At 72.2% G+C, this 24,529-nt stretch carries 22 protein-coding genes and 1 rRNA gene; 7 read left to right on the forward strand and 16 right to left on the reverse strand.

All coding sequences use genetic code 11. The features are described from left to right. Positions 1-62: 62 nt before the first annotated feature. On the reverse strand, positions 63-1,790 hold the full coding sequence (gene lysS, locus ABD385_RS26895) for a lysine--tRNA ligase (RefSeq protein ID WP_344580776.1): 1,728 nt from the start codon (positions 1,788-1,790) through the stop codon (positions 63-65). A gap of 212 nt (positions 1,791-2,002) precedes the next feature. Between lysS and argS the strand changes: the two genes are divergently transcribed. Then, complete coding sequence (gene argS / locus ABD385_RS26900; RefSeq protein ID WP_344580778.1) at positions 2,003-3,757, forward strand: arginine--tRNA ligase; 1,755 nt, start codon at positions 2,003-2,005, stop codon at positions 3,755-3,757. 61 nt (positions 3,758-3,818) lie between these two features. On the opposite strand, the gene ABD385_RS26905 is transcribed toward argS, so the two are convergent. Beyond that, on the reverse strand, positions 3,819-5,243 hold the full coding sequence (locus ABD385_RS26905; protein WP_344580781.1) for a transcriptional regulator: 1,425 nt from the start codon (positions 5,241-5,243) through the stop codon (positions 3,819-3,821). 264 nt (positions 5,244-5,507) lie between these two features. Here ABD385_RS26905 and ABD385_RS26910 point away from each other — a divergent pair, with 264 nt between their 5' ends. Further along, a complete protein-coding gene (locus ABD385_RS26910) occupies positions 5,508-6,194 on the forward strand; it encodes a DUF4232 domain-containing protein (RefSeq protein ID WP_344580783.1) in 687 nt (228 codons plus the stop codon). A gap of 76 nt (positions 6,195-6,270) precedes the next feature. Continuing rightward, on the forward strand, positions 6,271-6,816 hold the full coding sequence (locus ABD385_RS26915) for a DUF4232 domain-containing protein (protein ID WP_344580786.1): 546 nt from the start codon (positions 6,271-6,273) through the stop codon (positions 6,814-6,816). 103 nt (positions 6,817-6,919) lie between these two features. Here the strand turns inward: ABD385_RS26915 and hemB are convergent, their stop codons facing one another. The 5 genes from hemB to ABD385_RS26940 all read right to left on the reverse strand — a co-directional run bounded on the left by hemB (position 6,920) and on the right by ABD385_RS26940 (position 12,890). Beyond that, positions 6,920-7,912: a porphobilinogen synthase gene (gene hemB / locus ABD385_RS26920; RefSeq protein ID WP_344580788.1), complete on the reverse strand. Its 993-nt coding sequence runs from the start codon at positions 7,910-7,912 to the stop codon at positions 6,920-6,922. 148 nt (positions 7,913-8,060) lie between these two features. Beyond that, the gene (locus tag ABD385_RS26925) at positions 8,061-9,719 is read right to left on the reverse strand and encodes a bifunctional uroporphyrinogen-III C-methyltransferase/uroporphyrinogen-III synthase (RefSeq protein ID WP_344580791.1); all 1,659 of its coding nucleotides are present in this window, start codon (positions 9,717-9,719) and stop codon (positions 8,061-8,063) included. After that, positions 9,716-10,732, reverse strand: coding sequence for a hydroxymethylbilane synthase (hemC, locus tag ABD385_RS26930; protein ID WP_344580793.1), 1,017 nt, complete (start codon positions 10,730-10,732; stop codon positions 9,716-9,718). Before hemC ends, ABD385_RS26925 begins: the two co-directional genes overlap by 4 nt. After that, positions 10,729-12,099: a glutamyl-tRNA reductase gene (locus ABD385_RS26935; protein WP_344580795.1), complete on the reverse strand. Its 1,371-nt coding sequence runs from the start codon at positions 12,097-12,099 to the stop codon at positions 10,729-10,731. Before ABD385_RS26935 ends, hemC begins: the two co-directional genes overlap by 4 nt. Continuing rightward, positions 12,096-12,890 carry a redox-sensing transcriptional repressor Rex gene (locus ABD385_RS26940; protein WP_344580798.1) on the reverse strand — a complete coding sequence of 265 codons (795 nt, stop codon included), beginning with the start codon at positions 12,888-12,890 and terminating at the stop codon, positions 12,096-12,098. Before ABD385_RS26940 ends, ABD385_RS26935 begins: the two co-directional genes overlap by 4 nt. A gap of 333 nt (positions 12,891-13,223) precedes the next feature. Between ABD385_RS26940 and ABD385_RS26945 the strand changes: the two genes are divergently transcribed. From ABD385_RS26945 to ABD385_RS26960, 4 genes are all read left to right on the forward strand, one after another. Further along, positions 13,224-13,502 carry a glutaredoxin family protein gene (locus tag ABD385_RS26945; RefSeq protein WP_344580801.1) on the forward strand — a complete coding sequence of 93 codons (279 nt, stop codon included), beginning with the start codon at positions 13,224-13,226 and terminating at the stop codon, positions 13,500-13,502. A 240-nt stretch (positions 13,503-13,742) separates the two neighbouring features. Continuing rightward, the gene (locus tag ABD385_RS26950) at positions 13,743-14,612 is read left to right on the forward strand and encodes an HAD family hydrolase (RefSeq protein ID WP_425585484.1); all 870 of its coding nucleotides are present in this window, start codon (positions 13,743-13,745) and stop codon (positions 14,610-14,612) included. A gap of 330 nt (positions 14,613-14,942) precedes the next feature. Continuing rightward, on the forward strand, positions 14,943-15,731 hold the full coding sequence (locus ABD385_RS26955; protein ID WP_344580807.1) for an ECF subfamily RNA polymerase sigma factor, BldN family: 789 nt from the start codon (positions 14,943-14,945) through the stop codon (positions 15,729-15,731). A 267-nt stretch (positions 15,732-15,998) separates the two neighbouring features. Then, on the forward strand, positions 15,999-17,201 hold the full coding sequence (locus ABD385_RS26960; protein WP_344580810.1) for a DUF5667 domain-containing protein: 1,203 nt from the start codon (positions 15,999-16,001) through the stop codon (positions 17,199-17,201). Positions 17,202-17,277: 76 nt separating this feature from the next. Here ABD385_RS26960 and ABD385_RS26965 read toward each other — a convergent pair whose 3' ends face one another. The 9 genes from ABD385_RS26965 to rrf form a co-directional block, all read right to left on the reverse strand. Further along, positions 17,278-18,273, reverse strand: a complete 996-nt coding sequence (locus tag ABD385_RS26965) for a lysophospholipid acyltransferase family protein (RefSeq protein WP_344580813.1) — start codon at positions 18,271-18,273, stop codon at positions 17,278-17,280. A 14-nt stretch (positions 18,274-18,287) separates the two neighbouring features. Further along, positions 18,288-19,337 (reverse strand): NAD-dependent epimerase/dehydratase family protein, encoded by a 1,050-nt coding sequence (locus ABD385_RS26970; RefSeq protein WP_344580817.1) that lies wholly within the window; start codon positions 19,335-19,337, stop codon positions 18,288-18,290. Positions 19,338-19,553: 216 nt separating this feature from the next. Beyond that, positions 19,554-19,652, reverse strand: coding sequence for a 30S ribosomal protein bS22 (locus ABD385_RS26975; protein ID WP_003948845.1), 99 nt, complete (start codon positions 19,650-19,652; stop codon positions 19,554-19,556). A 120-nt stretch (positions 19,653-19,772) separates the two neighbouring features. After that, on the reverse strand, positions 19,773-19,982 hold the full coding sequence (locus ABD385_RS26980) for a helix-turn-helix domain-containing protein (protein ID WP_014144137.1): 210 nt from the start codon (positions 19,980-19,982) through the stop codon (positions 19,773-19,775). A 131-nt stretch (positions 19,983-20,113) separates the two neighbouring features. After that, on the reverse strand, positions 20,114-20,926 hold the full coding sequence (locus ABD385_RS26985) for a phosphatase (RefSeq protein ID WP_344580849.1): 813 nt from the start codon (positions 20,924-20,926) through the stop codon (positions 20,114-20,116). A 262-nt stretch (positions 20,927-21,188) separates the two neighbouring features. After that, positions 21,189-22,364 carry an acetoin utilization protein AcuC gene (locus tag ABD385_RS26990; RefSeq protein WP_344580822.1) on the reverse strand — a complete coding sequence of 392 codons (1,176 nt, stop codon included), beginning with the start codon at positions 22,362-22,364 and terminating at the stop codon, positions 21,189-21,191. Then, positions 22,315-23,577: an MFS transporter gene (locus ABD385_RS26995; protein ID WP_344580824.1), complete on the reverse strand. Its 1,263-nt coding sequence runs from the start codon at positions 23,575-23,577 to the stop codon at positions 22,315-22,317. The genes ABD385_RS26990 and ABD385_RS26995 overlap by 50 nt, the downstream gene beginning before the upstream one ends. A gap of 90 nt (positions 23,578-23,667) precedes the next feature. Continuing rightward, on the reverse strand, positions 23,668-24,318 hold the full coding sequence (locus tag ABD385_RS27000; RefSeq protein WP_344580826.1) for an HAD family hydrolase: 651 nt from the start codon (positions 24,316-24,318) through the stop codon (positions 23,668-23,670). 93 nt (positions 24,319-24,411) lie between these two features. After that, positions 24,412-24,528, reverse strand: a 5S ribosomal RNA gene (gene rrf / locus ABD385_RS27005). Position 24,529 lies beyond the last annotated feature (1 nt).

A 24,529-nucleotide genomic window follows, 5' to 3' on the forward strand; every position in this document is an offset into this window, starting at 1 on the left:
GTTCCCGGGGCCGAACCCGTTCTCGCCCTCAGGGAGGAGGAGGCCGCCCGGGCCTCCTCCCGTCAGCCGGCCAGCAGCTTGCGGACCCGGTCCGCACCCACCGCGAGCAGCAGCGTGGGCAGCCGCGGACCGGTGTCCCGGCCGACCAGGAGGTTGTAGAGCAGCGCGAAGAAGGAACGCTGCGCGACCTTCAGCTCCGGGGTCGGCTTGGCCTCCGGGTCCAGGCCCGCCTGGACCTTCGGAACGCCGTAGACCAGGGTGGTCAGGCCGTCCAGCGACCAGTGGTCGTCCAGGCCGTCGAGCAGCAGCCGCAGCGCGCCCCGGGACTGCTCGTCCAGGGAGCCCAGCAGCTGCGCGTCGGGCTCGTCGCGGACGACGGTGCGCTGGTCGGCGGGGACCTGGGTGGCGATCCAGTGCTCGGCCTTGTCGAGCCGCGGCCGGGTCTCGGCGAGGGAGCCGACCGGGTTCTCCGGGTCGAGTTCGCTCAGGATGCGCAGGGTCTGCTCGTCGTGGCCCGCGGTGATGTCCGCGACGGAGGCGAGCGTGCGGTACGGCAACGGGCGCGGCGTGCGCGGGAGTTCACCGGCGGCGGTGCCGATGGCCCGGGCGTAGGCCCCGGCGTCCGCGGGCTGCGCGGTGCCCTCGGCGACCTTGGCGGCGAGCTTGTCCCACTCGTCGTAGAGCCGCTGGATCTCCTGGTCGAAGGCGATCTTGAAGGACTGGTTGGGCTTGCGGCGGGCGTACAGCCAGCGCAGCAGCGGCGCCTCCATGATCTTCAGCGCGTCGCCCGGGGTGGGCACGCCGCCCTTGGACGAGGACATCTTCGCCATGCCGCTGATGCCGACGAAGGCGTACATCGGGCCGATCGGCTGGTCGGCGCCGAACACCTCGCGGACGATCTGGCCGCCGACGACGAACGACGAGCCGGGCGAGGAGTGGTCCACACCGGACGGCTCGAAGACCACGCCCTCGTAGGCCCAGCGCATCGGCCAGTCGACCTTCCACACCAGCTTGCCGTGGTCGAACTCGCGCAGCGCCACGGTCTCGGAGTGGCCGCAGGCGACGCACTCGTACGCCATCTCCGTGGACGCGTCGTCGTAGCCGATGACCTTGGTGAAGTCCTTGTTGCAGACCGTGCAGTACGGCTTGTACGGGAAGTAGCCCGCACCGCCGGCGCTGCCGTCGTCCTCGCTGGCCGCGCCGGACCCCTCGGCCGCCTCCAGCTCCGCGGCGTCCACCGGCTTCTGCTGCTGCTTCTTCGGCTTGCCGGTGGCCTTGTCCTTGGTGCGGTAGCGGCCCAGGACGGCGTCGATGTCACCACGGTGCTTCATCGCGTGCAGGATCTGCTCGCGGTAGGCGCCCGAGGTGTACTGGGCGGTCTGGCTGACGCCGCGGTACTCGATGCCCAGCTCGGCCAGGGACTCCTCCATGGCCGCCTTGAAGTGCTCGGCCCAGCTGGCGTGCGGGCTGCCGGGCGGGGCGGGCACCGCCGTCAGCGGCTTGCCGATGTGCTCCTCCCAGGACGGGTCCACACCAGCCGGCACCTTGCGGTACCGGTCGTAGTCGTCCCAGCTCAGGACGTGCTCGCAGGGGATGCCGCGGCGCCGGATCTCGTCGGCGACCAGGTGCGGGGTCATCACCTCGCGGAGGTTGCCGAGGTGGATCGGGCCGGACGGGCTCAGTCCCGAGGCGACGACGACAGGTTTGCCCGGGGCGCGGCGCTCCGCCTCGGCAACGACCTCGTCCGCGAACCTGGAAACCCAGTCGGTTTCGGTGCTCTGCTGAGCCACGATCGGCCCTTCCTCTTCCTGGTGCTTTTCCGATGCGCCCACTCGCGCCCTCCGGTGCCGCGCTCCGTCACCCGCGGCGCGGGCCGAACGGTCCGGACGGTCAAAAGCCTGACGGTGCCCATTGTCCCAGACGCCCGCCGCCCGGAAATTCAGTGGTACTGCCGTGGGATACTCAGGGCAAACCCTTTCCACCCCAACGGAACGGCAGCTCAATGGCCTCGGTCACCTCCCTCGCAGCTACGGTCAACCAGCGCGTCGCGGACGCCCTCTCGGCAGCCCTGCCGGAGGCCGGCGCCGCGGACCCGCTGCTGCGACGTAGCGACCGGGCCGACTTCCAGGCCAACGGTCTGCTGGCCCTGGCCAAGAAGCTGGGGGGCAACCCGCGGGAGCTGGCCGGCAAGGTCGTCGAGACGCTCGGCACCGACGGCGTCCTCGCCGACGTCGAGGTCTCCGGCCCCGGCTTCCTCAACATCACCGTCGCCGACCGGGCGATCGTCGCCACGCTCGCCGCGCGGGCCGCCGACGACCGCCTCGGCGTGCCGTACGCGACCACCACCGGCACCACGGTCATCGACTACGCGCAGCCCAACGTCGCCAAGGAGATGCACGTCGGCCACCTGCGGTCGGCGGTGATCGGCGACGCCCTGCGCAACATGCTGGACTTCACCGGCGAGAAGACGATCGGCCGCCACCACATCGGCGACTGGGGCACGCAGTTCGGCATGCTCATCCAGTACCTGATCGAGAACCCGGACGAGCTCGCCCCGGCCGCCGACGTCGACGGCGACCAGGCCATGTCGAACCTCAACCGGGTCTACAAGGCCTCGCGCGCGGTCTTCGACACCGACGAGGAGTTCAAGGAGCGCGCCCGCAAGCGGGTCGTCGCCCTGCAGTCCGGCGACGCGGAGACCCTCGGCCTGTGGCAGCGGTTCGTGGACGAGTCGAAGGTCTACTTCTACTCGGTCTTCGAGAAGCTCGACATGGAGATCCGCGACGACGAGATCGTCGGCGAGTCGGCCTACAACGACATGATGGCCGAGACCGCGCGGCTGCTGGAGGAGTCCGGCGTCGCGGTGCGCTCCGAGGGCGCCCTGGTCGTCTTCTTCGAGGACATCAAGGGCAAGGACGACAAGCCGGTCCCGCTGATCGTGCAGAAGGCGGACGGCGGCTTCGGGTACGCGGCGAGCGACCTGTCCGCGATCCGCAACCGCGTCTTCGACCTGGACGCCACGACGCTGCTGTACGTCGTCGACGTCCGCCAGTCGCTGCACTTCCGGATGGTCTTCGAGGCGGCCCGCCGGGCCGGCTGGCTGAACGACCAGGTCAAGGCCCACAACATGGGCTACGGCACGGTCCTCGGCGCGGACGGCAAGCCGTTCAAGACCCGTGAGGGCGAGACGGTGCGGCTCCAGGACCTGCTCGACGAGGCGGTGCAGCGCGCCGCCGAGGTGGTGCGCGAGAAGGCCCGGGACCTCACCGAGGACGAGATCCAGGAGCGGGCCGCGCAGGTCGGCATCGGCGCGGTGAAGTACGCGGACCTGTCGACGTCGCCGAGCCGGGACTACAAGTTCGACCTGGACCAGATGGTGTCGCTCAACGGCGACACCAGCGTGTACCTCCAGTACGCCTACGCCCGGATCCAGTCGATCCTGCGCAAGGCCGGCGAGACCCGCCCGGCCGCCCACGAGCAGCTCGAACTCGCCCCGGCGGAGCGGGCGCTGGGCCTGCACCTCGACGCGTTCGGCGCCACCGTCGCCGAGGCGGCGACGGAGTACGCCCCGCACAAGCTGGCCGCGTACCTCTACCAGCTCGCGTCGCTGTACACGACCTTCTACGACCAGTGCCCGGTCCTGAAGGCGGACACCCGGGAGCAGGTCGAGAACCGCCTCTTCCTGTGCGACCTGACCGCCCGCACCCTCCACAAGGGCATGGCCCTGCTCGGCATCCGCACCCCCGAGCGGCTGTAGCGCCCACCCCGCCGCACCACCCGGGCCCCGTACCGCACCGCGCGGTACGGGGCCCGGTCGTTCACGCGCCCTCCGGCAGTTCGGTCACCGCCCCGTCCGGCTCGCGCCGGATCGGCACCCACCGCTTCTTGTCGAGGGAGTACCCGTACTGCGGCCGGCCCCGCTCACCGCTGGTGCGGAACGGCTTCCCGGTGTCGTCGATGCGCACCGTGCCGTGCCGGCCGCCGCTGGACCACTCCAACTCCAGGTACCAGCGCACGTGGTGGTCCTCGACGGCCGCGTTCACGTAGAAGGTCTCGGCGTCGTCGGCCCGCACCGTGTAGGGGAAGTCGTCGTGCGTGCCCTCCTCGGGGGTCAGGCGGGGCACCGAGGCGTCGAGGTCCACGTCGAAGCTGTGCTTGGGCACGTCGCCGCCGCAGCCCACCCCGATGTACCCCATCGCGTAGTCGTTCCAGGCCAGCGGCGCGTCGGTGCCGGCGACGCGGACGTGCAGGGACTCCAGGACGACGGTGCCGCCGCCGACGCCCTGGACGGTCAGCCGCACGCTCTGCCGGCCCGCGGACACCGCGCCGTTGGCGGACACCCAACCGGGGGCGTCCTGTTCGTTGGGCGGGGGCGCGATGCCGCCCGGCGGCCGGTCGATCAGGTAGGGATGGCCGCAGGGGCTGTCCCAGTACTGCGGCTGGGTGGCCACCGTCAGCGGCGCGCCGGTGGCCGGCGGCCCGCCGTCCTGCCGCCCGCCCCCCGGGGACGGGGTGCCGTCGGGGGCCGCGCCCTCGCCGGTGTCGTGCCCGTCGACCCCGCGCCCGGAGCCGGGCCCGGCCGTGCCGCCCGGGGACCGCTTCGGGACGCCGCCCGCGCCCGGTTTCTCGGACCCCGGCTTCTCGAACCCCGGCGGCCCGGCTCCGTCCGGCGACGCCTCCGCGACCGCCCCGGCACGCTCCCCCTTCGACGCCAGGAACCCGCCCGGGACGACGAGGGCGGTGGCCCCGAGCGTCAGGGCGACGCCGGCCCCCACGAGGGCGGCGATCCACCGCGCACGGGACGCGGGCCGGGCGGGCCCGGCCGGCGGCGCGGTTTCGCCCGGTACGACGGCGGACGGTGCGGTGGCCGCCGTACCTGCGCCCGCCTCCGTCTCCGCCTCCGGTGCCGGCCGGGGCGCCGCGCCGGACTCCGCCCCCTGCTCCTCTGCGGCCGGCGCCTCCCGCTCCGCCCCGGCCTCCGGCCCCTTCTCCGCGCCGCGGCGCCCCCGTGCCGCGTCCGCCACGATCCACCGCCGGTGGACCTCCACCAACTCCTCCGGAGCCGCCCGGCACGCCCGGGCGAACCGCTCCACCGGCGCGAACTCGGTCGGCACCGCGGTCCCGTTCGCATACCGGTGCAGCGTCGACGTACTGGTGTGCAGCCGTTTGGCGAGCGCCCCGTAGCTCAGCCCCGACCGCTCCTTCAACTCCCGCAACAATGCGGCGAGATCCCCCGCCCCCACGTGCTCCTCCCTTCCCCCCGCCGTTTCCCGTCGGCGTTCCAGCCCGCCGTCCCGGGCAGTTCCCGTTCGCGCAGTTCAGCGCCGCTACGGGCGTTCCAGCGTCCCGGATTGCCGGGCGACGCTGGCGACCGGGACCGAACGGGCCACAAGCTGGGGCCATCCAAACACGCCGCCCCCCTCGTCCGGGGAGGACGCCGCGCGTCTCCCGGGCCACCCGCGCCACCCATGGTTCAGCCCCCGCCGCACAGATAGCGAGATCCAGCCATGCGCACCCCGAGCCTCCGCCGCCCCCGCACCCGGCTGTTCGCCGCGACCACGCTCGCGCTCGCCGCGCTCTCGCTCACGGCCTGCAACAGCGGCGCCTCGGGCATACGGGACGCGGGCGCCGCCCCCGCCCGCGACGCGTCGTCCACCACGGACGCGACCCCGGGGCCGGCGGCCGGGCCCGGCGGCCCCGCCGACGCGAAGGACCCCGCCGGCAAGGGCTCCGCGACGACCGCCACCGAGAAGCGCGGCACGGCCGCCGACCCCCACGTCGCGGACCGCCGCGTGCCCTGCACCGCCGCCAACACCCGGATCACCGCCGCCCCCGTACAGCGCCCCCTCGACCACCTGCTCCTCACGGTCACCAACACCGGCTCCACCCTGTGCGACCTGCCGGGCTACCCGATCGTCCGGTTCGAGCACGCCCAGTCCGTACCGCCGGTCATCGAGGACACCAAGCCCCAGGCGGTCGTCTCGCTCCGGCCCGGCGCGCAGGGCTACGCGGGCGTCGTCCTCTCCGCCGGCGACGGCAGCGGCGGCGCTGGCTACTCGGCGCGGAGCCTGCAGATCGGCTTCCCCGGCACCGACGCGATGGCCGACGCCGTGCTCCGGGCCCGCGCGGTGCACGTCGACGACGCGCTGCGCGTCACGTACTGGCAGTCCGACCCGGCCGACGCACTCGACTGACGACCGCACCGGCACCGACCCCCAAGTCCACCCCGCGGCACCGCCCGCGGCCCTTCGAGAAAGGCAGAACCACCCCATGCAGATCCGCCCCCGCCACCGCGCCCCCCGCGTCCGGGCCGCCGCCGCGGCCCTGACCAGCGCCCTCGCCCTCAGCGCGCTCGGCACCGTCCCGGCGGCCGCCGCCGGCACTTCGACCGCGAAGCCCGTCACCTGCACCGCCGCCACCACCAAGGTGACCGTCCAGAAGGTGCAGCGCCCCCTCAACCACCTGCTCCTGACCGCCACCAACACCGGCAGCAAGCCCTGTTACGCCTACAACGCCCCCTACCTCCGCTTCGACGACGACCAGGCGTCCACCTTCGTGCTCCGCGACAGCGTGCCGCAGGCCGTCGTCACCCTGGAGCCGGGCGAGAGCGCGTACGCCGCCATCGGCACCCAGTCCCCGGAGGGCACCCACGGGTACCAGGCGCACCGGCTCGGCGTCCTGTTCTCCAACCGCGCGATGGACGGCAGCGTGGGCGGCTGGGCCCGTCCGAAACTGCCGACCGGCGGTGTGTACGTGGACAGTTCGGCGTTCGTCACCTACTGGCAGCCGAACCGGGCCGACGCCCTGAGGTGGTGACCCGACGCCCACCGGGCCCGCCGCCGACCGCGCAGCGCCCATGACGAGGCCCCGGGCACCGCGCTCCGCTCGCGCTGCCCGGGGCCCTCTGGCCGTGGGGTGGCTAGCCCAGCTTCCGCGCCACCTCGGTCGCCCAGTAGGTGAGGATCATGTTGGCGCCGGCCCGCTTGATCCCGGTGAGGGTCTCCAGGATCGCCTTGTCCCGGTCGATCCAGCCCTTCTCCGCGGCCGCCTCGACCATCGCGTACTCGCCGGAGATCTGGTACGCCGCGACCGGCACGTCCACCTCGTCCGCGATCTTCGCCAGGACGTCCAGGTAGGGCAGCGCCGGCTTGACCATCACCATGTCGGCGCCCTCCGCCAGGTCCAGCGCCAGCTCGCGCAGCGACTCGCGGAGGTTGGCCGGGTCCTGCTGGTAGGTCTTGCGGTCGCCCTGCAACGACGAGCCCACCGCCTCCCGGAACGGCCCGTAGAACGCCGACGAGTACTTCGCGGTGTAGGCCAGGATCGCGACGTCCTCGTGGCCCGTCTGATCCAGCGCGTCCCGGACCACCCCGACCTGACCGTCCATCATGCCGCTGGGGCCCACCACGTGGACGCCCGCGTCGGCCTGCACCTGCGCCATCTCGGCGTACCGGTCCAGCGTCGCGTCGTTGTCGACCCGCCCGTCGGCGTCCAGCACCCCGCAGTGGCCGTGGTCGGTGTACTCGTCCAGGCACAGGTCCGACATGATCACCAGGTCGTCGCCGACCTCGGCCCGCACGTCCCGGATGGCGAGCTGCAAGATGCCGTCCGGGTCCGTGCCCGCCGTGCCGGCCGCGTCCTTGTTGGCGTCCTCCGGCACGCCGAACAGCATGATCCCGCCGACCCCGGCCTCGACCGCCTCGACGGCCGCCTTGCGCAGGGTGTCGCGGGTGTGCTGGACGACGCCCGGCATCGCGGCGAGCGGCACCGGCGCGGCGATGCCCTCCCGCACGAACGCCGGGAGGATGAGTTCGGCCGGATGCAGGCGGTTCTCCGCGACCATCCGCCGCATGGCGGGGGTGGTGCGCAGCCGCCGCGGCCGCGCCCCCGGGAAGCTTCCGTACTTCGTCATGCCCTCCACGCTACGCCCGCCCCGCACCCGCCTTTGCCGACGCAACGTCGGGCGGACGGGCCGCGATCGGGACCGCAGCCGAGGGCGGACGCGCGAAAGGACGCCCCCGAAAGCGGGGACGCCCTTTCACCACGGTGCCTACCGACGGTCAGCTACGGGCCCGTCGACGCGAGCCCGGCCGGCGCTCGCTGGGGCGGGTGACCGGGTCGCCGGCCTCCAGCGCCGCGTCGCGCCGCGCCGCCCCGAACTCCGCGAGCGCCTCGGCCAGCTTGTGCACCGACGGCTCGGGCGACATCACGTCCACCCGCAGCCCGTGCTCCTCGGCCGTCTTGGCGGTGGCCGGACCGATACAGGCGATCACGGTGACGTTGTGCGGCTTGCCGGCGATGCCGACGAGGTTCCGCACGGTCGAGGACGAGGTGAACAGCACGGCGTCGAAGCCGCCGCCCTTGATCGCCTCACGGGTCTCGGCCGGCGGCGGCGAGGCGCGCACCGTCCGGTAGGCGGTGACGTCGTCGACCTCCCAACCCAGCTCGATCAGCCCGGCCACCAGCGTCTCGGTGGCGATGTCGGCGCGCGGCAGGAAGACGCGGTCGATCGGGTCGAAGACCGGGTCGTAGGGCGGCCAGTCCTCCAGCAGACCGGCCGCGGACTGCTCGCCGCTGGGCACCAGGTCCGGCTTCACGCCGAAGGCGACCAGCGCCCGCGCGGTCTGCTCACCGACCGCCGCGACCTTGATCCCGGCGAACGCCCGCGCGTCCAGCCCGTACTCCTCGAACTTCTCCCGGACCGCCTTGACGGCGTTGACCGAGGTGAAGGCGATCCACTCGTAGCGGCCGGTGACCAGGCCCTTGACCGCGCGCTCCATCTGCTGCGGGGTGCGCGGCGGCTCCACGGCGATGGTCGGGACCTCGTGCGACACCGCGCCGTACGAGACGAGCTGGTCGGAGAGCGACGCGGCCTGTTCCTTGGTCCGCGGGACCAGCACCCGCCAGCCGAACAGCGGCTTGTTCTCGAACCACGAGAGCTGGTCGCGCTGGGCTGCGGCACTGCGCTCGCCGACCACGGCTATGACCGGCTGCCCGCCGTCCGGCGACGGCAGCACCTTGGCGGCCTTGAGCACCTGGGCGACGCTCCCGAGGGTGGCGGTCCAGGTGCGCTGCCGAGTGGTGGTGCCGGCGACCGTGACGGTCATCGGGGTGTCCGGCTTGCGGCCCCCGGCCACCAGTTCCCCGGCGGCCGCGGCCACCGAGTCCAAGGTGGTGGAGACCACCGCGGTGGCGTCGCTGGCACCCAGCTCGGTCCAACAGCGATCGTCGGCACTGCGGGCGTCGACGAAGCGGACGTCCGTGCCCTGCGCGTCACGCAGCGGCACGCCGGCGTACGCCGGCACGCCGACCGCGGCGGCGATGCCGGGGACGACCTCGAAGACGATGCCCTCGGCGGCGCACGCCAGCATCTCCTCGGCGACGTAGCCGTCGAGGCCGGGGTCTCCGGTCACCGCACGGACGACCCGCTTGCCTGCGCGCGCGGCCGCCATGACAAGATTGGCGGTGTCCCGAAGGGCGGAAACGCCGGTGGGACTGCCGGGGATTGACGCCGCGTCAGCTGATGCCTGCAACGGAGTGTCCACCTGCGCGCGTGCGTGCACACGCACGACGTCCAGGACCTGCGGGTCGGCGACGAGGACGTCCGCTGAGGCCAGCGCCTCAACGGCGCGCAACGTCAGCAGACCCGGGTCTCCCGGCCCGGCACCCAGGAAGGTGACCTGACCGGAGGCGGAGTGGTTTGGGGCGGTGGGGTTCAAAGTGCTCGCTCCCCCATAAGACCGGCCGCACCCTTTGCGAGCATCTCGACGGCGAGTTCCCGGCCCATGCGAAGCGGGACCGAATCGTCGTCAAGAGAGGCAGGTACGTGCCCGGTGGTGGACAGCTGCACCAACGTGCTGCCGTCGAGCGTGCCGACGACTCCACGCAGGTGCATTTCGGTGGCAGCCTGCTCGTCGATCTTGGGGCCTCCCCTGCTCGAGCGAAGTCGAGAGCTTGGGGAAAGGTCGGCGAGTGCCGCCACGGGGGCGGAACAGCCGGCCTCCAGGGCGGCGAGCAGGGAGCGCTCGGCGGTCACGGCGGCCCGGGTGACCGGGTCGTCGAGCTCGGCGAGCGCGGCGACGAGGTGCGCGTTGGCCGCGACACACTCGATCGCCAGTGCCCCCTGGCCGGGGGCGGGCAAAACCACGTCGGGCGACAGCAGCTGCGTCACCTCGTCGATCCGGCCGATCCGGGTGAGGCCGGCGGCAGCCAGCACCACCGCGTCCAACTCGCCCTTCTCGACGAAGCCGATCCGGGTGTCGACGTTGCCCCGGACCGGGACGGTCTCGATGCGCTTGCCCAGCGTCTTGGCCCACGCGTTGAGCTGGGCCATCCGCCGGGGCGAGCCGGTGCCCACACGGGCACCGTCGGGAAGTTCCTCGAAGGTGAGCCCGTCCCGCGCGATCAGCGCGTCCCGGGGGTCCACCCGCACGGGGATGGCCGCCAGGGCCAGCTCCGCGGGCTGCGCGGTCGGCAGGTCCTTCAACGAGTGGACGGCGAAGTCGATCTCGCCGGCCAGCAGCGCGTCGCGCAGCGCCGAGACGAAGACGCCGGTGCCGCCGATCTGCGCCAGGTGCTCGCGGGAGGTGTCCCCGTAGGTGGTGATCTCCACCAGGTCGACGGGGCGGCCGGTCAGGTCGCGCACCGCCTCGGCCACCAGCCCGGATTGGGCCATGGCGAGCTTGCTGCGCCGGGTACCCAGGCGCAGGGGACTCATCGTGCTGTCGGTCATGCCCGCTCCCGTGCGGCGTCGTGCTGGTCTGCTCGGGTGTCGGCCCTGCTGACGGCCGCGACCGTCTGGGGGTCGAGGTCGAAGAGCTCCCGCAGGGCGTCCGCGTACCCGGCACCGCCGGGCTCGCTGGCGAGCTGTTTGACCCGCACGGTGGGCGCGTGCAGGAGCTTGTCGACGACCCGGCGGACGGTCTGGGTGATCTCCGCCCGCTGCTTGTCGTCGAGGTCGGGGAGGCGGCCGTCGAGTCGCGCGATCTCGCTGCTGACGACGTCCGCGGCCATGGTGCGCAGGGCGACCACGGTGGGGGTGATGTGCGCGGCCCGCTGGGCCGCGCCGAAGGCGGCGACCTCCTCGGCGACGAGGGCGCGGACCGTGTCCACGTCGGCGGCCATCGGCGCGTCCGCGGACGCCTCGGCCAGCGACTCGATGTCGACCAGGCGGGCCCCGTCGATCCGGTGCGCCGCGGCGTCGACGTCGCGCGGCATGGCCAGGTCGAGCAGCCACACCCGGCCGTCGCGGCCGGTCAGCGCGGCGGCGATCTGCTCGCCGGTCAGCACCAGCCCGGACGCCCCGGTGCAGGAGATGACGATCTCGGCGCGGGCCAGCTCCGCCTCGACGGCGTCCATGGCGAGGGCCCGGGCGGTCAGCCCGGTCGCGGCGCCCGGCCCGCCCGGCTCGGTGAGGATCTGCACCAGCCGCTGGGCGCGCGCCACCGTCCGGTTGGCGACGACGAGCTCGCCGACGCCGCTGCGGACGAGGGTGGTGGCGGCCAGCGAGGACATCGAGCCGGCACCGATCACCAGCGCCCGCTTGCCGCGCGCCCAACCGGCGACGTCCGCGCCGCCGGCCAGCTGCTCCAGGCCGAAGGTGACCAGCGACTGGCCGGCCTTGTCGATGCCGGTCTCGCTGTGCGCCCGCTTGCCGACCCGCAGGGCCTGCTGGAAGAGGTCGTTGAGCAGCCGCCCGGCGGTGTGCTGCTCCTGGGCGACGGCCAGCGCGTCCTTGATCTGCCCGAGGATCTGGCCCTCGCCGACCACCATGGAGTCCAGGCCGCAGGCCACCGAGAACAGGTGGTGGACGGCACGGTCCTCGTAGTGGACGTACAGGTAGGGGGTCAGTTCCTCCAGGCCGACGGCGCAGTGCCGGGCCAGGAGGGTGGACAGCTCGGCGACCCCGGCGTGGAACTTGTCCACGTCGGCGTAGAGCTCGATGCGGTTGCAGGTGGAGAGCACCGCGGACTCGGTGGCCGGCTCCGCCGACACCACGTCCTGGAGCAGCTTGCCGCGGCTCCCGGGAGCCAGCGCGGCCCGCTCCAGCACGCTGACCGGCGCACTGCGATGGCTCAGCCCGACGACGAGGAGGCTCATGCCGGCATCACCGCGGGGACGTCCCCGTCAGGTCCCTTGCGGTCGGTCGTGGCGGCCGCGGCACGGGCCGAAGGCGCCGGGGCGCCCTCCAGGTCCTCCGCCGCCTCCGAACCGCCCTGGCCACTCTCCTCGCCCGCCTTGCGCTGCTCGTGGAAGGCGAGGATCTGCAGCTCTATGGAGAGGTCGACCTTGCGGACGTCGACCCCGTCGGGAACGGTCAGCACGGTCGGTGCGAAGTTCAGGATCGAGGTGACACCGGCGGCGACCAGGCGGTCGCAGACCTGCTGGGCGGCGCCGGCCGGCGTGGCGATCACGCCGATCGAGACGCCGTTGTCCTGGATGATCTGCTCCAGCTCGTCGGTGTGCTGGACCGCGATGCCCGCGACCGGCTTGCCGGCCATGGCCGGATCCGCGTCGATCAGCGCGGCCACCCGGAAGCCGCGGGAGGCGAAGCCGCCGTAGTTGGCGAGCGCGGCGCCGAGGTTGCCGATGCCGACGATGACCACGGGCCAGTCCTGGGTGAGGCCGAGCTCCCGCGAGATCTGGTAGACGAGGTACTCCACGTCGTAGCCGACGCCCCGGGTCCCGTAGGAGCCGAGGTAGGAGAAGTCCTTGCGCAGCTTCGCGGAGTTGACTCCCGCCGCGGCCGCGAGCTCCTCGGAGGACACCGTGGGGACCGAGCGCTCGGAGAGCGCGGTCAGGGCACGCAGATACAGCGGTAGCCGAGCGACGGTGGCCTCGGGGATGCCTCGGCTTCGGGTCGCCGGTCGGTGAGTTCGGCCAGTTGCCACGGTGCTCCTGCGGGTAGAGCGGGGCTGCGGACGGCCGTCAAAAACCCGACCGCCCCGTCTCTTGCAGGCTATGTCTTTGTGAACGCGTGCACAAAGATGGTGTCCGCTTTGTCCGGCCAAAGTGATGGGGCTCACGCAGCTTTTACGGGTGTCCGCGGAACCAACTCCCGCATCACGCCGTTCACGCGCGCCACCGGCGATTCGCGGCAGCACCGACGGGAGCACGCGCCCTCACTCCTCACCGTTACACCCCCGGAAACCAACAAATCGCCCATTGATGGTAAGCGAAACCATCCGGCGGGAGCGCCGCCCCGAACCGGCACAATGACCCCCATGGCCCCCTTGTTCAGCCGCACCCCCCGCAAGAGCCCCGCCGACCGGACGGTCACCCTGATCGGGAAGCCGGGCTGCCACCTGTGCGACGACGCGCAGGCGGTGATCGAGGAGGTGTGCGCCGAGACCGGGGCCTCCTGGGAGAAGAAGGACATCACCGAGGACGCCGAGCTGCACCGCAAGTACTGGGAGCAGATTCCGGTCGTCCTCGTGGACGGCGCCCAGCACGACTTCTGGCGCGTCGACCCCCACCGCCTGCGCACCGCACTGGGCGCCTGAGCCCCACCGCGCCACGGGGACCGCCCGGACCGTTGGGGCCCTCCGGATGGCCTTAACGCAACCGTCGGCGGTCCCGCTGCTTCCAGACACGCGCCCGTAACCGGAAGCACCGAACAAACTGGCTACGCTAGCCGCATGGCCCGCCCGTCGCCCGCTCACCGCCCCGACCGGAGCCCCGCCGGGGCGCTCTTCCCCACGGGGTGGTTCACCCGCCGCCGACGCCCCGCCACGGCACGCAGCGTGCTCGCCGGCGAGGCCGCGGCCGAGGCCGCCCGGAAGTCGTCCCAGGAGACGCCACCCGCCGAGGCCCCGGCCGAACCGGAATTCCCGGTCGCCGGGGACACCAGCGCGGCCGCCTTCTTCGACCTCGACAACACCGTCATGCAGGGCGCCGCCCTCTTCCACTTCGGCCGCGGCCTGTACAAGCGCCGCTTCTTCCACAAGCGCGACCTCGCCCGCTTCGCCTGGCAGCAGGTCTACTTCCGCCTCGCCGGCTCGGAGAACCCCGAGCACATGGCGGACGTCCGCAACAGCGCGCTCTCCATCGTCCAGGGCCACCGCGTCGCCGAACTCATGACGATCGGCGAGGAGATCTACGACGAGTACATGGCCGAGCGCGTCTGGCCCGGCACCCGCGCACTGGCCCAGGCCCACCTCGACGCCGGCCAGAAGGTCTGGCTGGTGACCGCCGCGCCCGTCGAGACCGCCACGATCATCGCCCGCCGCCTGGGCCTGACCGGCGCCCTCGGCACGGTCGCCGAGTCCGTCGGCGGCGTCTACACCGGCAAGTTGGTCGGCGAACCACTGCACGGCCCGGCGAAGGCCGAGGCGGTGCGCGCCCTGGCCGGCGCCGAGGGCCTGGACCTGTCGCACTGCGCCGCCTACAGCGATTCGGCCAACGACATCCCGATGCTCTCGCTCGTCGGCCACCCCTACGCGATCAACCCCGACACCCGGCTGCACAAGCACGCCCGGGAGCACGGCTGGCGGGTGCGCGACTACCGCACCGGCCGCAAGGCCGTCCGGATCGGCATCCCGGCGGCCGCCGGGGTGGGCGCGCTCGCGGGCGGCGCGGCGGCCGCCGCGGCCCTCCAGCGCCGCCGTCGCTGACCAGCCTTGATCGCCGGCCCCGGCGGCGGACCATCCGCACTCCCTACCCCCGCCGCCGCCCCGTCAGTCCCTTTCCTGGCGGTTAGCCACAACACGCCCTCCAACCAGGCAGATTGCGCTCCCTTCCGATCAATAGTTGCTCAATATTCGATACTTGATCCGCCACCAACCGAACACGGACCGTAAGTAATCGATGATTTGAGCAACTGGGTGTAGCGCTGCCTGTACGAAGCGTTATTCTCCTCAGACGCATTCCGGAACCCACACGTCCCTACGACGAGTGAACGGTCCCGCACTGCACGTGATGGAAGCTCTGCCTCTGGGAGTCCCGTGTACCCACACGTCGGGGTTGACGCCTCGGGCCTGGCTACGCTGCGTACGACGCTCGTCGACCACCTGCGCAGTTTTGTCCCCACCGCGTACGCCGTCCCCGCATTCGCCACAGCCGTCCCCACCGGCCCCTGCTACGCGCTGGCCGACGGGAGCGCTGCGGTCGGCAAGGCCACCTCCGCCGGCAGAACCCGCCGCGCCGGCACCGGCACCACCACCGCGCGGCGCCCCGCGGACAGCGACAGCCGCCGCATGATGGACCTCGTCGAACGCGCCCAAGCCGGCGAGGCCGACGCCTTCGGCCGGCTCTACGACCAGTACGCCGACACCGTCTACCGCTACATCTACTACCGCGTGGGCGGCCGCGCCACGGCCGAGGACCTCACCAGTGAGACCTTCCTCCGCGCCCTGCGCCGCATCGGCACGTTCACCTGGCAGGGGCGGGACTTCGGCGCCTGGCTGGTGACCATCGCCCGCAACCTCGTCGCCGACCACTTCAAGTCCTCCCGCTTCCGCCTGGAAGTCACCACCGGAGAGATGCTCGACGCCAACGAGGTCGAGCGCAGCCCCGAGGACTCGGTCCTCGAATCCCTCTCCAACGCCGCCCTGTTGGAGGCGGTCCGCAAGCTCAACCCCCAACAGCAGGAATGCGTCACCCTGCGCTTCCTCCAGGGCCTCTCGGTCGCCGAGACCGCCCGCGTCATGGGCAAGAACGAGGGCGCCATCAAGACCCTCCAGTACCGGGCCGTCCGCACCCTGGCACGGCTCCTCCCCGACGACGCCCGCTGACGTCCGACCCCTCCGCCACCCCCAACACCCCGCCCACCGCTCACCGTTGGTGACCAGGCATGCCCTGACGGTCAGATCATCGTGAGTGCGTAACCCGAGTGCCGCGCCGCTCGTTGTGCGGGATGCAGGCTCCACGCGGTCACGCCATGCCCGCTGCCTCTCACTCGTTCGAGTGGCCGCGGACAACGGCGTGCAACCATCCGGCCCGTCTGGATAGTCAATGCCAGTCCGGGGAGTCGAGCGGGATGACGAGAGGAGGTGCCGCCCGTGATCACGAATGTCTCGGTGCACCGGCGGGCCAACGCCTTCGCCCAAGCCCTGGAGGAGCAGGAGCTCAAGGGCGCGGCGACCGGGGACCAGGTCGACAATCCGGCACAGACGCCGGTAGACGCAGGGCTATTGGCGGTCGCTGACGGCCTCGGGGAACTCCCGAAGCCGGAGATGGCCGCCGAGGTCAAGACTGTCCAGCGCGCCCAGCTCATCGCCGCGATGGAGGCCGCCTTCGCCGAAGGCGCCCCGTCCGGCGACACCCGGGTGCCCGAGCAACGCGAAGCGGGAGGCGCGCACCGCGCCACGAAATCACTCGGCCGGCTGCGCCCGCGCTCCCGGCTCTCCAAGGGCCTGGCAGCCGGCGGTCTGACGGTCGGCGTCGCCGCCGGCGCGTTCAGCGGCGTCGCCATGGCCAGCACCGACGCCCTCCCCGGCGACTCCCTCTACGGCCTCAAGCGGGGCATGGAGGACCTCCAGCTCACCATGGCGGGCGACGACTCCGACCGCGGTCGGCTCTACCTCGACCAGGCGTCCACCCGGATGCTGGAGGCCCGCCGCCTAATGGAGCGCGGCCGGGCCGCCCAGCTCGACCACGAGCAGCTCGCCGAGGTCCGCCGTGCGCTGGCCGGCGTCCGCCACGACGCGGGCGAGGGGCACCGCCTGCTGCACGCGGCGTACGAACGCGACGGTTCGCTCGGCCCCATCCAGACGCTGAGTTCCTTCACCAAGTCGCACCGCACCACCTGGACGCAGCTGCGCGACCGGCTCCCGGTCCAGCTCACCGACGTGCGCGACGAGGTGAGTTCGGTCTTCGACGCCATAGACGATGAGGTCGGCCCGCTGCGCTCGCTGCTCCCGCCGGGCCCGGAGTCCCACAGCCGCCACCGCGACACGCCGGCCGACGGGGGCAGCACCGACCGCGGCCGCCGCCCGTCACCGGCCGGCAGCGGAGCCGCGTCCGGCTCCCACGGCACCGGCGAGCAGGCCCCGCGCCCCTCGGCCTCGCCGTCCCCGGAGCAGGACGGCCTGCTCGGCGGCAATACGGGCGGCCTGCTCGGCCCGCCCGGCAAGGGCAGCGCCTCACCGCACGACGGCAGCCACGGCAAGGAGGGCACCGGCCGGCCCGACGTCACGCTGCCACCGCTGCTGCCCGGGCTGCTGCCCGACCTGAGCATCGACGGCGACAGCTTGCCCAAGTAACGGCCCGCCGCCGGGGCACGGTCCCGCGGCGGGCGGCGCAGCGGTCAGCGGCGCTCGGTGTTCTTCCGGTCCTCCCTCAGAAGAACACCGAGCGCCGCTGCACGAGCAGCTTGTAGAGGGTGTGCTGGATGGTCTCCCGGACCTGGTCGGTCAGGTTGAACATCAGCATCGGGTCGTCCGCCGCCTCGGCCGGATAGCCGTCGGTCGCGATGGGCTCACCGAACTGGATGGTCCACTTCGTCGGCAGCGGCACCGCACCGAGCGGCCCCAGCCACGGGAAGGTCGGCGTGACCGGGAAGTACGGCAGCCCCAGCACCCGCGCCAGGGTCTTGGCGTTCCCGATCATCGGGTAGATCTCCTCCGCGCCCACGATCGAGCACGGCACGATCGGCACCCCGGCCTTCAGCGCCGTGGAGACGAAGCCGCCCCGCCCGAAGCGCTGGAGCTTGTAGCGGTCCGCGAACGGCTTCCCGATGCCCTTGAAGCCCTCCGGCATCACCCCGACGATCTCCCCGCGCTCCAGCAGCCGCTGGGCGTCCTCCGCACAGGCCAGGGTGTGCCCGGCCTTGCGCGCCAGCTCGTTCATCACCGGCAGCACGAACACCAAGTCGGCCGCCAGCAGCCGCAGGTGGCGCCGTGCCGGGTGGTTGTCGTGCACCGCGACCTGGAGCATCAGGCCGTCCAGCGGCAACGTCCCGGAGTGGTTGGCGACGATCAGCGCACCGCCCTCGGCGGGGATGTTCTCCATCCCCTTCACCTCGACCCGGAAGTACTTGTCGTACAGCGGCCGCAGCAGCGACATCAGGACCTGGTCGGTCAGCTCCTCGTCGTAGCCGAAGTCGTCGACCTCGTAGTCGCCGGTGATCCGGCGGCGCAGGAACGCCAGCCCGCCCGCGATCCGCTCGTCCAGGGTCCGGCCGCCGGTCGGACGCGGGGCCGGCGGCGGCTCCGGGTCGGTACGGGCCTCCGGCACGGGCGCCAGCGCCGTGCCCCGCCCACCGTGCCCGGCCCGCCGGGCCTTGCGGCGCGCCCGGGGCTCCTCGCCGAACGGGATGACCTTGGCGTCCGCCATGGTGGCTGAACTCCTCACTGGCTCGCGCCGCGACGTGCGGACAGCACGCCGGCGAGCCGGTCGACGGTGCGGGCGAGGGACGCGGGCGGCAGGAGCCCGGGTCCGCGGCTGCGGGCGAATTCCTCGAAGGTCTCCGCCGTCGTGTACCTGGGGTGGAACCCCAGTGTCTCGCGCATCTGCGTGGTCTCCACGACCCGGCCGTGGGTCAGCATCCGGATCTGCTCCGGGGAGAAGTCGGTGATGCCGAGGGACCGCAGGGCGGTACCGGCCCACGTCACGGTGGGCAGGAAGAGCGGGAGGGTGGGCCGCCCCAGGCGCCGGGAGACCTGCGAGAGCAGCAGGACCCCGTCCCCCGCGATGTTGAACGTGCCGCTGTTGAGGGTGCCGCGGCGGGGCGCGGCGGCGGCGATCCGCAGCACGTCGATGGCGTCGTCCTCGTGGACGAACTGCAGCCGCGGGTCGTAGCCGAGGACGGTGGGCAGGACGGGCAGCGAGAAGTACTCGGCGAGCGGGGAGTCCGCGCACGGTCCGAGGACGTTGGCGAACCGCAGCACGCAGACCGCCACGTCGGGCCGGCGCCGGGCGAAGCCCCGGACGTACCCCTCGACCTCGACGGTGTCCTTGGCGAAGCCACCGCTGGGCAGCGACTTGGGCGGGGTGTTCTCGGTGAAGACGGCCGGGTCCCGGGGCGCGGAGCCGTACACGCTGGTGCTGGACTTGATCACCACGCGCTGGACGTTCGGCGCCTTCTGGCAGGCGCCAAGCAGTTGCATGGTGCCGATGACGTTGGCCTCCTTGACGGAGGCCCGGCCGCCGCGGCTGCCCAGGGGCGTGCCGTTGATGTCCATGTGGACGACGGTGTCCACGCCCGTTTCGGCCAGGACCCGGGCGATCGCCGGATGCCGGATGTCGGCCTTGAGGAATTCGGCCCCGCCGAGGTGGTGCTCCGGCGCCACGGCATCGACCCCGATCACCCGGTCGACGTCGGGATCGCGCTGGATCCGGCGGACGAACCGGCCCCCCAGCTGCCGTGCGGCGCCCGTGACGAGCACGACGTTGCCCAAGATCGGCCCTCCTTAGCGCCCGCGGCTTCCGCCTGCGACGAGCTGTGCCGCTCACGCTATCGGGTCGGTGTTGCACGGTGATGACCGCGCAGTGCCCGTAGCGACATTTGCGTACCACCTCCGTCCATACGGCCCACAAAAGCGCCGCGCGAAAAGCACCGCGGCCCCTCACCGCCCTAAGGCGATGAGGGGCCGCGAAATCGCGATCAGCGTCGCTTACTTCTTGTTGCGACGCTGGACGCGGGTGCGCTTGAGCAGCTTGCGGTGCTTCTTCTTCGCCATCCGCTTGCGCCGCTTCTTGATAACAGAGCCCACGACTACCCTCGCTCACTTCGAATCACTCGGTGCGGGGCGTCCGAGCCCACACTACCTACATCGGGCCAGGGTACCCGGCGCCGGCCGTACCGCGTAATCCGAGGGTCGTCGAACCAGCGGTCAGGCCGACTCCACCCCCACATACGATTCCCGGAGGTAGTCGTGGACGGCCTGCTCCGGCACCCGGAAGGACCGCCCCACGCGGATCGCGGGCAGATGACCACTGTGCACCAGGCGGTACACGGTCATCTTCGACACTCGCATCACCGTGGCGACCTCCGCCACTGTCAGGAACACAACCTCGTTCAACGGCCTCTGGTCCGCAGCCATCACACACCTGCACCTTCCGCATAAGACGGTCACCGGCTTCCCCTCCGGTGACTCTTCGTCGCCATGCGTTCACTCCCCAGATTAGGGGCGGGTGATGCGAGTGGGGAAGAGGAGCAGCGAACGACCGCCTATCAGGACAGACTTGCCCGATTGAGGACATAGCGCGTCAGCGGCCGATAGTCCACGGACCGGACGGCATCGTCGAGCGGCACCACCGCGGACAGTCGCCCCTCCGCCTCTCCGACGAACGGCGCGGGGTCGTCGGCGTCCGCCAGTCCGATCGCCTCGATACCCAGCTGACCTGCTCCGCAGACCCAACCGTGGTCCCCGATGACCAACCCCGGAAGCGACCCTCCGGAGGTCGCCGCGGCCTCCAGTGCGGTCCGTACCGGCAGCGGCGAGTGGGTGTGCACGCCCCCCTCAGCAGGTGCGCCCCGCACGCCGGGTTCGCGCATCAGCGCGACTCCCCGTACGTAAGCGAGGACCCGGGTACGTACCCCGAACCGGGTCGCTATGTCGACACGGTGGCCATGCGCGGGGGTGAGGACGGGGCAGCCCGCCGACGAGAGGGCGTCTGCGAGGGCGGCGTAGAACTCCCATAGCCGGTGCGGATGGCCGGTGCCGAGCAGCACCGGCAGCCGCCGACCGGCCGCCGCGGTGACCCGGTCGGCGAACGCGTCCAAAGCCCCGATCGTCCGGTCCGGGTCGATCACATCCAGACCGGAAGTGTGCGCCGGATCGGCCGAAACCCCACACTTCCGCCCCATCAGCCGCAGAACGTCGCCGTAGGACCAGTCCCCTTCGGGATCCAACCCCAGCAGCGCCCGCGGATCACGGGCCGCGAAGAGCCGGTACCGCCGTAGGCTCTGCTCCCGCGTGGTCGCGATCGTCCCCGCGAGCCCCGCCTCGATCAGGTGCGCCCGCAGCGCACCGGTGCCCAACACGGCCCCCATGGTGACTGGTTGGCCGCAGGGCGGATGCCCTAACCGACGGGTAGTCACACATCTGGGGCAGCGACCACCCGGGAAGCACCCCGGCGGAAGCGACGCCCCATCAGCCCAGGCCCCGCCTCGCCTCAGGTTCCGCCGCACCATCGGCGACCGGGGACGGAATACCCGCCCCACCCCGCCACGTTGTGGCCGCGCAGGGGGCACTCAGACCCCCTACGGGATCCGTTCCCCCACCCCCTAGGGCCCCCGCCCCACCTCAGGGCAGCAGCCCGTGGGACGGGAACACCGCCCGCCGGGTGGCCAGCACCGCCTGGTCGAGCCGGTCGGCCGGGTCGTAACCGCCGTCGGCGAAGTCCCGCCAGTGCGGCGTCCGCCCGTCCGTCATCCGCAGCGGCGCCAACTGCCGTGTCCGGCGGAACACTTCGTGCCGCCACGCCTCCGGCACCGACGACGTCGGGTCGATCGGCCGGTGCCCGGCGATCGCCGCCAGGTGCGTCCAGCTACGCGGCACCACGTCCACCACCGCGTAGCCACCGCCCCCGAGCGCGATCCAGCGGTCCTCGGCGTGCTCGTGGGCCAGGGCGTGGCAGGACTCGGCCGCCGCCCGCTGCGCGTCCAGGCTCACCGCGAGGTGCGCGAGCGGGTCCTCGAAGTGGGTGTCGGCTCCGTGCTGGGTGACCAGGACCTGCGGCCGGAACGCGGCCAGCAGCTCCGGCACCACCGCGTGGAAGGCCCGCAGCCAACCCGCGTCCCCCGTACCGGCCGGCAGCGCCACGTTCACCGCGCTGCCCTCCGCGCCCTCCCCGCCGGTCTCCTCCGGCCAGCCGGTCTGCGGGAACAGCGTCCGCGGATGCTCGTGCAGGGAGATCGTCAGCACCCGCGGGTCCTCCCAGAACGCCGCCTGGACCCCATCTCCGTGGTGGACGTCCACGTCCACGTACGCCACCCGTTCGGCCCCCAGTTCCAGGAGCCGGGCGATGGCCAGCGCCGCGTCGTTGTAGATGCAGAACCCCGAAGCGCCGCCGGGCATCGCGTGGTGCAGGCCGCCCGCGAAGTTCACCGCGTGCTGCGCCTCACCGCGCCAGACGGCCTCCGCAGCGCCCACGGACTGCCCGGCGATCAGCGCCGACGCCTCGTGCATTCCCACGAACGCCGGGTCGTCCTCGGTCCCCAGCCCGTAGGCGACGTCCGCAGAGGCCGGATCGGCGGAGGCCCGACGGACCGCCGCGACGTAGTCCTCCCGGTGCACCAGCCGCAGCGTCGAGTCACCCGCCGGCTTGGCCGCCACCACCTCCAGCGGCCCGCGGTGGAGCTCGTACGCCTCCACCAGCCGCATCGTCAGGGCGAGACGGACGGGGTCCATCGGATGCCCCGGCCCGAAGTCATAGCCCGTTACTGCCTCGTCCCACATCAACTGTGCGCGGCCGCTCATGGTCGTCACCGTATCTGGCCGAAGACGACCCGAACGAGCGGGCGTACACCAAAGTCACCAGCACCAGGACCATCGGTACGAGCATCGCGCCCCGATAGCTCCAGGCGTCCCCGAGCGCCCCCACCAGCGGAGAACCGATCAGGAAACCGACGTAATTGAAGATGTTCAGGCGCGCGATGGTCGGGTCCGAAGCCTGGGGGCCGTGCCGCTCGACCGCGTACCGCCCGGCCGCCGCGAAGGTCTGCGGCACGATGACGCACAGCCCGAGGCCCAGCAGCGTGAACCCGACCATCCCGACCCAGGCGTCCGGCGCCGCCGCCACCACCGCGAAGCCGACCGCCGCCACCACGGTTCCGGTCCGCACCACCGGGGCCGGGCCGAAGCGCCGCACGCCCAGGTCACCGACGGTCCGTCCGAACAGCGTCATCACCATGTAGACGTTGTACGGAACGGTCGCCAGCTGCTCCGAGCTGCCCAGGACGTCCTGGAGGTACTTCGCGCTCCAGTTGGAGACCGTCGAGTCCCCGATGTACGCGAACGCCATCACCAGGCACAGCGGCAACAGCAGCCGCATGGCAACCGGCGACCCGACCCCCGCCGCGGGCCGCCCCGGCCGCTCGTCCCCACCGTCCTCGTCGCCCCTGCCCGCCAGCCACCGGCCGCTGAGCAGCACCAGCGGCACCGACACCGCCACCACCGGCCCGTACAGCCACCACAGCGGCAGCTGCCCGTGCGCCCCCACCCACGCCAGCGACGCCCCGACGATCCCGCCCAGGCTGTACGCGGCGTGGAAGCCGAGCATGATGCTGCGCCCGTAGGCCCGTTGGAGGCTCACCCCGAGCATGTTCATCGACGCGTCCAGGGCCCCCACCGTCAGCCCGAACACGGCCAGCGCCACCGCCACCTGCGCCAACGAGCCGACCGCGCCGACGGCCAGCAGCGCCAGGCAGACGACCGGCTGCACGCAGCGCAGCACGGTCTTCGGCGAGACCCGCTTCACCAGGTGCTCGGTACCGACGCTGCCGACGCCGGCGAGCACCGGAACGGCCGCCAGGAAGGCCGGCAGCAGGCCGTCCGAGATGCCGTAACGCACCTGGATGGCCGGTATCCGGGTCACGAGCAGGGCGAAGACCGCCCCCTGGACGAAGAAGCTGAGGGCGAGCGCGACCCGGCCGTACCGCAGCCGCGCACCCGGTACCTGAGGAGGCGTCATGGCCGGTCAGCCTAGAACTCCCGGCTACCGCTGGGTAGATGGATCACCGACCCAATTCCCGCTGCCGTACGAGGAGTCCCCCGCCGCTCCCTACTGCAACGCCTGCGGCAGCTCCGCCATGTCGCCGAACAGCGCGGTCGCGCCGGCGTCCGCCAGCTTCGCGGCCGGCGTCATCGCCGTGAACCCGTACACGTCCATCCCTGCGGCCACCGCTGCCTGCACCCCCAGCGGACTGTCCTCGACCACCGCGCACCGCCCGGGGTCGACACCCATCTCCTTCGCGGCGTGCAGGAACAGGTCGGGCGCCGGCTTGCCCCGTCCCACGTCCTGCGACGAGAAGATCCGCCCCGCCCCGAACCGCTCGAACAGCCCGGTCTTCGTCAGCGCCACCCGGATCCGCTCATGGCTCCCCGACGACCCGACGCAGTAGGGCACGCCGTCCGCGGCCAGCTTCTCCAGCACCGTCCGCACGCCGGGCACCGGTTCCAGCCGCCGGCGGAACTCGTCAAAAACCAGCGTGTGGAAACCGGCCTCGAAGTCTCCCGGCAGCGCCCGCCCGGATCTCTCCCGCACGATGTCCCGAATCCGCTGCACCGAACCGCCCATGTAGTCACGCAGCGATTCCTCGTACGTGGTCGGGTGCCCCAATTCGGTGAGATAGCTGGCGAGGATCTCGTTGGAGATCGGCTCGCTGTCCACGAGCACACCGTCATTGTCGAAAATGATCAGGTCATAGCGCATCCCTCGACCCTACCTACGGCCTTCGGGCGCACAAACGCAAAAAAGCCTCGTTCCCCGAGTCGAAACTCGGGGAACGAGGCTTTATCAAAATTTGTTCGGCGGCGTCCTACTCTCCCACAGGGTCCCCCCTGCAGTACCATCGGCGCTGAAAGGCTTAGCTTCCGGGTTCGAAATGTAACCGGGCGTTTCCCTAACGCTAAAACCACCGAAA

The sequence above is a fragment of the Streptomyces lunalinharesii genome (genome assembly GCF_039532155.1).
GTDB classification, from domain to species: Bacteria; Actinomycetota; Actinomycetes; order Streptomycetales; family Streptomycetaceae; genus Streptomyces; species Streptomyces lunalinharesii.